Below are 5,863 nucleotides of genomic sequence, written 5' to 3' on the forward strand. Positions count from 1 at the left end.
CAGTTCCGAGCAATCAACCCCATGCATTAAAACGTCACTTATTTTTACCATTCGCTAAATTCCTGGCGGATGTTCATTATCTTGTTCAATCGAACAGAGAGGGCCACTTGGCTGTCAAGGTGGCGTCAAGACGCCGGGCGGTACTGCGTCCCCACGGACAGCCGCACGTGGGAACCTGCTGCTGAGCTGGAGTGTCTCGTCACCGATCGCCGTGGTCGACGCTGCGATCATCTGCCCTCGTTCCATGAACTCCGCGGGATCGCCCAGAGTCGAAGACGCGGCGGGCGGGTTCGGCCCGACCGTCATCGGAGTGCTGCTCGTATCCTGAGAAGAGCAGATGGCGGCCGGCGATCGCATCGCAAACACGCATCCTTCTCATCCGAGGCGTCCTCCTCTTCGGAGCTGGTCTCCGCACGGGGAGCTGGTCTCCCGCACGGGGTGAATTCGCGCCTGTCTGCATTTTCTTCTCGCATCGCTCGGTCATCACCGCGGACTAATAGCTCGTTTAAGGCGCAATTCGGCGCAGCGACCGAGTCGTCGATCGACGATCGGAATCAGAATTCTCCGATACCCCCTGATAGCGAGACCATTCCGGCGCGCCGCCAAATGATCTGTTCGCGAGGACTTCACCGGGTCGTTCACAGGCGCCGCCATACAGCATGCACGAGTTATCCCCGGAAGTAACGTGGCAGAACTCGTTTAAAATCAACGATCGCGGCAAAAGATACCGCAAACTCATGAACATCCGGTTTGACCACGCCGCGGGTGAAAGGCATCAGACCCGTGCCAATCGCAAATGTCGATCATCCGATCGAACCAACAACAACAACAACAACAATAATAACGCGACTGAGCCCAAGGACGATCCGCTGCCCCAGATCGAGGCTCAGGGACAGCAGCACGCCCCCGCGAACCGTTACCAGATGGCCCCGCATCGCTTTGCCGGTAGGCGCATCAGCACGGATCTCAGTGCGAAGCCGCCGACTTTCAAGGTCGGAAAGTTTCCGCTCGAAGCGGAAATGATGCGTCGCGCTTTCGGTTGCGTCCACTCGGATTTCCTCGAGGCGACGCTCATTCAGTGGATCAATGCCTGCCCGCGCCATGGCGGGATCAACATCGATTCTGCGGTGAACTGCATGCGCGCCATCGTCGAGGGCATCGGGCCGCGGGATCAGATCGAGGTCACGCTCGCGGCACAGATGGCCGTGCTTCACGTCTTGAACTTGTATATGGCCCGCAACGTCGCCCACACAAAGGACCTCGAGGAGTTCGAGATCGCGAGCCGCCGCATGGAGTCGATGATGCTGACCTACGGAAAGCTCGCCGAAACCCTGGCCCGTTACAGGACCAAGGGCAGCCAGACCGTGACGGTCCAGTATGTGAACGTCGCGAACGGTGGCCAGGCGGTCGTTGGAACCGTGAACACGAAGACGAAGACGCGGGTGAAGTCGCGCAAGACGTCGGTCAAGACGTCGGTCAAGAACTCGGTCAAGACGTCGGGGAAGGCGACGTCGGGCCACGCCACCCCCCCGACCGCGCTCGATCAGCATCCTGAACACCCGTCGGGTCCCCTCGTTCCCCTCGCCGCGCCTGGCGACGCACCGCTGTCCGGGGATCTCCTTCCGCCGGGTCATGAACAGATCGTGACGCCCAAGTCAGCGTGAGCAAGTCCGACAGCAACGTTTCCGCCCCGCAGCCACGTCGCTGCGGGGCGAAGACGCGGAATGGAACACCGTGCCGAACGGCTCCGGTGACCGGCAAGAAGCGCTGTCGAATGCACGGTGGGGCACGAGGATCCGGTGCGCCGCGGGGGAACACAAATGCGATGAAGCACGGCTTCTACACCAAGGTGGCCAAGGCGGAACGGCGTTACTGGGCGCAACTCGAGCGGAAAGCGAGAACGCTCCTGTCGTCGTTCGAGGACGTTTGACAGGCAATCAGACGCGCTCACCACCGTCGGCAGGGGCCCGCGCGGCCGGTCGTGGGCGTCGAATGCCTCGGATCGGCATTCCGCACGGACACTGGAAGACGACCACCTTCGTGGCCGCGCTCACCTGCCGAGGTATTATCGCCCCGTTCGTCCTCGACGGCGCGATCAACCGCGAGGCCTTCGAAACCTATGTCGCGTGCGTTCTCGTTCCCACGCTAAGGCCCGGTGACGTCGTCATCATGGACAATCTCTCGAGCCACAAGGGCCCGCCGTCCGCGTTATGATCGAGGCGGTCGGCGCCAACCTTCTCGTCAGGCCGCCCTACAATCCCGACTTCAATCCGATCGAGAACGCGTTCTCCAAGCTGAAGGCCCATCTCCGCAAGGCTGCCGAGCGAACCGTCGACGGCCTCTGGGGCAAGATCGGGGGCGTCGTCCGCACCTTCACGCCGGCCGAATGCGCCGACTACTTCACCACGCGGGCTACGATGCAGCCTGATCGGATTCCGCTCTGAAGGCCTGACGCAAGGCGGATTTCGCCTTGCGGAACGGCCGCCCCTCGCCGCGCCGGGACGGCCGGGTCAAGGCCGCACGGAGCGCGCCCGCAGGGCTTTGCCTTGCGGCGGCCGGACCGGGGTGGCTCTTGCGCGAGGGATCGAAGCCCGCAGGGTGGAGACGCGGCACGCGGCTCCGTTCACGAAAACCCGGCCCGCGGGCGCGCGACCGAATCAGAAACGGCGGGCCGAAGCCCGCCATCCGAGAAAAGCACCTCACACGGCGGTCGGCCGGAACGTGATCCGCCCGATTTCGCCCGCCCGGCGGTGCGGCTTCACGACGATCTCGACGTCCTGCTCGAAGACGGTGAGCATCTTCATCAGGCGCTCGGCCGAGTAGTCCTCGAAATCGCCCCGCAGCAGGTGGGACAGGTCGGGCTGCGAGATGCCCATCAGCTTCGCCGCCTTTACCTGGGTGAGGCCACGATCCTTGATCGAGCGGTGCAGCTCGGCGACGATGTTGGCCTTCAACATTCGGTCGTCGGGATTGGAGAGACCGAGGTCGGCGAACACATTGCCGCTGCTCTCCTCGTGGGGAGGCAGCACAGCGCTTTTCTTCTTTGTCATGGCTTGCTCCCTTCGTATTCATAGCGCTCGCGGTAATGCGTCTCGGCATCGCGCAGGCGCGTCTTGATCAGATCAATCTCGTGCTGAGGGGTGGCGATGCCCTTCTTGGCCTTCTTCTGGAAGGCGTGAAGGACGTAGACCACGCCGACATACCGCACGGTGTAAACGGCCCTGTAGGTGTCGCCGTCGAAGTCCTCGACCAGCTCCAGGACAGCACGGCCGCCGAACCCCTTCAGCGCCTTCGTACCGAACGGCTCGTCACCATCCTGCACGCGGCTGATGGCGTAGCCCATGCGGTTCCGCACCTTATCCGGGAATCGCTTCAGATCCTTGAGTCTGGAGCCGATAAAGACGCAGGGTTTCCGGTCGGGGCGTTCGATTCTCACGCCTCGATATGGGGGAATGCCCATACTCTTGTCAAGGGATTAATTCCTTTGTTGCGGGAACCAGGTTGCCTACGCCAGCGAGATGGCGTAGCGCAGATCCGCAAGCGATGATCGTGGGTCGCGCTCCTCTTCACGGACAGCGCCTGCGACCCGGGCAAACTGATGGGCACGGCCGAGTCCCTCGACGTCGTCATCGAGGTGAGACGCCCGACATCACCATCGAGGAGCTTCGTCGGAGCCTCGCGAGCCAGGGGCACACGTTCGGCTTCGGCACGATCCAACGGTTCTTCGAGCGTCACCGGATCACGCGCAAAAAAAGACCGGGCATGCCAGCGAGCAGGATCGTCCCGACATCGTGAGGCGTCGGCAGGCCTGGTTCGACGGCCAGCTCGACCTCGACCCCGATCGGCTGGTGTTCATCGACGAGACGTGGGCCTCCACCAACATGACCCGACGCTATGGCCGGGCGCCGCGCGGCGAGCGCTTGCGGGTCGGCATTCCGCACGGACACTGGAAGACGACCACCTTCGTGGCCGGCTCACCTGCCGAGGCATGATCGCCCCGTTCGTTATCGACGGCGCGATCAACCGCGAGTCCTGGAGGAGATAGGACGCCCACTCCCGATCCGCTCTGCGAGAGGCGGGTCAGAGATTCGATGCGTCGTCCAGAGCTATCCGCGCACAGGTCTCATGACTCAAGGTGTCGGCGCATATTCAAGTCGATCCCGCGAGCTTTCCGTGGACGTCCGAATTGCTGACAGCTACTTCGCCTTTCCATTCAAGCTCCGAACCGCCGACAACAGCTCCGATATTGCCTGTTCGGCAGCGGCCAGCTTCGCGGACGCGACCAAATCCGGGCGCCCCGCCATCGCCAGAAATGCATTGAGCACGTCGTCCGAATTTCGGGCGAGCGCGACGAGATGCATGCCGCTCGGCCCGTAGCGCCCGGAAAGCCAGTTCTTTGCGGTCCGTTCGTCGGCGCCGGTCCAGCCCGCAGCTGTTTTTGCCCCGGCACGGGTGGAATCCAGGGCTCGGTGCAGCGCCGCCGCGATCTCTGCTGCGTAACGCCTGCCGTCGGGAGACTCTCCTCCATTGGCGCCCCAGTCTTGGCCCGGAAAGAACTTCCCCTTTTTCGGAAACGACATTCGACCCTCCTCGGGGATAAAAGACCCGAGGAGTAGTGAGCCAGTGCCGTGCAACGGTGCTGCAGGAGAACGGTGTGAGGATGTCGGGGTGAGGAGACAGGGATCGACCATTCGTCGAGCCGAGGACCACGACGCGAGCGTCGCGACACCCGCTGTCGCCTATGTCCGCATGTCGACCGATCACCAGAAGTACTCGACCGAAAACCAGTTGGATGTGATCCGTCGGTACGCTTCGGCGCGAGGCCTCGAGATCGTGATCGAGTGCGTCTTCAAGCGACACCCCGGACCTGACGCGCCCTTTCGACAATATCGCGCTGATCAACGCCGCGCGATCCGCGGCAGAACCATCCCGGTTACCTTGGCGAGAACAGTCGCCGACCGACGAAGCCGACAGGGTCTGGTGCTGGACCGACGCTCGCGCCAGGGCCGTCCGGGCCGACATTGGCTCGACACTCTCATAGGTTGCTGGTATCATAATCTTGAACGACGTTGACGCGTCGGTTTAGTTACACACCACCGCAGCAATTGCACTGATTGCACCCGTCGCGCCTCGACATTATCCGCACGAACACCATCCATCCTTGGGGCATTTGATGGCCACGCACGAACCGAAGGACGCACCGGCAACCGATCCGGATCACGTTCAGGAAACACTTTGTATCGGCAAGTTCAACATCTTGTTGAGCGGCGCATTCGCAACTATTACTTTCACTCACGCCCGGCCCAAACCCGGCGCACTCGTCGACCACGGTATCACCGACTACGAGAGCGTGGTTCGCGCCCGAATCGTCACGACCGCAGAGAACATGCTCGCCATGCGTGACCTGCTGATCCGGATTTACAACGACAAACCCCAGGGAAGCGTGGGTCCTTCCACGACAGGCGGAATACTGAATTGACGATGCTGCGCGAGCAGTCGTACCAGCGTCCGAGGTCGACGCCGCGCTCGAGATGATCGGCCTCTTCGATCTCAAGGGAAAGATCGTCACCGGCGATGCGCTCCATTGCAACCGGCGCATGGTGGAGAGGATCGTCGAGAAGGGCCGCGATTACTGCATCGCGCTCAAGGGAAACCAAGAATCGCTGCTGTCCGACGCGCGCGCCTGCCTGCTGGCAGCCGAGTAGCCGAAGGGGCCAGGAAGGCGTCGCCGACCGCCAAGCCCGAGACGAAGGCGCACGGCCGCATCGAGACCCGCGTTGCCGTCGTGGTCGATGCCAAGGGGCTGGCCGAGTATCACGACTTCAAAGGTCTCGAGGCGTTCGGGCGTTATTGAAATGGATCC

At 62.5% G+C, this 5,863-nt stretch carries 8 protein-coding genes and 2 pseudogenes; 7 read left to right on the forward strand and 3 right to left on the reverse strand.

What is annotated here, in order from left to right:
- The first annotated feature begins 737 nt into the window (after window positions 1-737).
- From ABTU92_RS08730 to ABTU92_RS08740, 3 genes and pseudogenes are all read left to right on the forward strand, one after another.
- A complete protein-coding gene (locus tag ABTU92_RS08730; RefSeq protein WP_408089662.1) occupies window positions 738-1,664 on the forward strand; it encodes a hypothetical protein in 927 nt (308 codons plus the stop codon).
- Window positions 1,661-1,930, forward strand: coding sequence for an HGGxSTG domain-containing protein (locus tag ABTU92_RS08735; RefSeq protein WP_408089664.1), 270 nt, complete (start codon window positions 1,661-1,663; stop codon window positions 1,928-1,930). The genes ABTU92_RS08730 and ABTU92_RS08735 overlap by 4 nt, the downstream gene beginning before the upstream one ends.
- A 35-nt stretch (window positions 1,931-1,965) precedes the next feature.
- Window positions 1,966-2,428 (forward strand): annotated as a pseudogene (locus ABTU92_RS08740) (transposase); the annotation flags it as partial.
- A 271-nt stretch (window positions 2,429-2,699) separates the two neighbouring features.
- On the opposite strand, the gene ABTU92_RS08745 reads toward ABTU92_RS08740, so the two are convergent.
- Together ABTU92_RS08745 and ABTU92_RS08750 are read right to left on the reverse strand one after the other, a co-directional pair.
- Window positions 2,700-3,050, reverse strand: coding sequence for a helix-turn-helix domain-containing protein (locus tag ABTU92_RS08745; RefSeq protein ID WP_408089666.1), 351 nt, complete (start codon window positions 3,048-3,050; stop codon window positions 2,700-2,702).
- On the reverse strand, window positions 3,047-3,436 hold the full coding sequence (locus ABTU92_RS08750; RefSeq protein WP_408089668.1) for a type II toxin-antitoxin system RelE/ParE family toxin: 390 nt from the start codon (window positions 3,434-3,436) through the stop codon (window positions 3,047-3,049). Before ABTU92_RS08750 ends, ABTU92_RS08745 begins: the two co-directional genes overlap by 4 nt.
- A gap of 319 nt (window positions 3,437-3,755) precedes the next feature.
- Between ABTU92_RS08750 and ABTU92_RS08755 the strand changes: the two are divergent.
- Window positions 3,756-4,024, forward strand: a pseudogene (locus tag ABTU92_RS08755) (transposase); the annotation flags it as partial.
- A gap of 172 nt (window positions 4,025-4,196) precedes the next feature.
- Here the strand turns inward: ABTU92_RS08755 and ABTU92_RS08760 are convergent.
- Window positions 4,197-4,580, reverse strand: a complete 384-nt coding sequence (locus ABTU92_RS08760; protein ID WP_408089670.1) for a hypothetical protein — start codon at window positions 4,578-4,580, stop codon at window positions 4,197-4,199.
- 88 nt (window positions 4,581-4,668) lie between these two features.
- Here ABTU92_RS08760 and ABTU92_RS08765 point away from each other — a divergent pair, with 88 nt between their 5' ends.
- The 3 genes from ABTU92_RS08765 (at window position 4,669) to ABTU92_RS08775 (ending at window position 5,705) form a co-directional block, all read left to right on the forward strand.
- Window positions 4,669-5,073: a recombinase family protein gene (locus tag ABTU92_RS08765; protein WP_408089672.1), complete on the forward strand. Its 405-nt coding sequence runs from the start codon at window positions 4,669-4,671 to the stop codon at window positions 5,071-5,073.
- Window positions 5,074-5,173: 100 nt separating this feature from the next.
- A complete protein-coding gene (locus tag ABTU92_RS08770; RefSeq protein WP_408089674.1) occupies window positions 5,174-5,479 on the forward strand; it encodes a hypothetical protein in 306 nt (101 codons plus the stop codon).
- Between the two features lie 52 nt (window positions 5,480-5,531).
- Window positions 5,532-5,705 (forward strand): hypothetical protein, encoded by a 174-nt coding sequence (locus tag ABTU92_RS08775; protein WP_408089676.1) that lies wholly within the window; start codon window positions 5,532-5,534, stop codon window positions 5,703-5,705.
- Window positions 5,706-5,863: the final 158 nt, after the last annotated feature.

It is taken from the genome of Rhodoplanes sp. SY1 (assembly GCF_046000175.1).
Taxonomy (GTDB): domain Bacteria; phylum Pseudomonadota; class Alphaproteobacteria; order Rhizobiales; family Xanthobacteraceae; genus Rhodoplanes.